1 protein-coding gene is annotated in these 1,489 nt (G+C 70.2%); it reads right to left on the bottom strand.

The features are described from left to right. Window positions 1-23: 23 nt before the first annotated feature. Window positions 24-1,226 (bottom strand): IS110 family RNA-guided transposase, encoded by a 1,203-nt coding sequence (locus B100_RS0133535; protein WP_024888694.1) that lies wholly within the window; start codon window positions 1,224-1,226, stop codon window positions 24-26. Window positions 1,227-1,489 lie beyond the last annotated feature (263 nt).

Below are 1,489 nucleotides of genomic sequence, written 5' to 3'. Positions count from 1 at the left end.
GGGGGGTGCCTCTATGTCTTTCGTCAAGCAGGTCGGGGGCTTCTCGGCTGGTAGAAGGTTCCGTCGCGGAGCATGGCGAACAGGACGCTGATGCGGTGGCGGGCGAGGCGGAGGAGTGCCTGGGTGTGGGTTTTGCCGCGGGCTCTGCAGCGGTCGTAGTAGGCACGAGAGGTGGGATCGTGGAGGGCCGCGAACGCGGAGAGGAACATCGCTCGTTTCAGCTGCCGGTTGCCGCCTCTGGGGGCGTGTTCGCCGTGGATCGACGTGCCGGACTGGCGGGTTGCCGGGGCAAGGCCGGCGTAGGAGGCCAGGTGGGCGGCGGTGGGAAAGCTGCTGCCGTCGCCGACGGTGGCCAGGAGGACTGCGGCGGTCCTGACGCCGATGCCGGGCATCGAGGTCAGGACCTGGGAAAGAGGGTGGGCCTCCAGCAGTGCCTCGATCCGCGCCTCCAGGGCCCGTCGTTGTTCGTGGACGGCGGCCAGCGACTTCGCCAGCGACGGGACGATCACGTCGAGGGTGCCGGTGCCCGGGACGACGACGGTCTGCTCGTCGAGCGCGGTGAAGATGTCGTCGACCAGCCGCTCGGCCATGCGCGGCGCCCGGGGCCGGACGATCTCGACCAGCCGGCGGCGGCCCGCTTTGCGGAGTGCTTGCGGGGATCCGTAGCGCTCGAGGAGCCACGTCACGGCCTGGTGGTCCAGACGCGGGCCCAGGACGCGTTCCAGGCTGGGGTGGAACTGGGTGAGCAGGCCGCGGATGCGGTTGCTGGTGCGGTTGGCCTCGCCGGCGAGGTCCTGATCGAAGCCGACCAGCATGGTCAGCTCCGCGGTGACCTCGTCGGCAAGGTCGAGGGTGCGCAGGGTGTGGGGCATGGTGCGGGCGGCGTCCGCGATGACCACGGCGTCCTTCGCGTCGGTCTTGGCCTCGCCGGGATAGAGATCGGCGATCCGCCGCATCGCCAGTCCGGGCAGGTAGGCGACCTGGCAGCCGGCGTCCCGGGCGACGGTCAGTGGGAGGGCGCCGATCGAGGCGGGCTGGTCCACGACCACCAGGACGGTGCCGAACTTGGCCGTGAGCTTGTCGAAGACGGCCCGCAGCTTCGGTTCGCTGTTCGGCAGCTGCTTGTCGAACACCTTCTTTCCGGCCGGGGTCAGGCCGTGGCCGTGATGCGTCTGCTTGCCGACGTCCAGGCCCAGGAAGACACCTACCCCGTCGATGCTGATCACCGTGCCCCCACCCGTGTCGATGCGTGCCGGCCCCAAGGACGGGAGCCGTTCTCGCGCATCCACGTTATGCAGACCTGCCGCCCGCGAGCGGCCGGACATTGCGCCCGGCCGGGCGGTGGTCGGACCTCTGATCAGCGTCTCCGACGGCACCCCTCGGACCCGGTGACACCACCCCCCAGGTCATCCCATCGACAGGGGGCAACAGTCATGCCGGGCCCGGAGGCCAGCGGCCCTCTTGCAGGACCGCGAAAAAGATAACGGGG

This window comes from Streptomyces sp. CNH189 (assembly GCF_000527195.1).
This window is presented reverse-complemented; position numbering and strand designations above follow the sequence as displayed.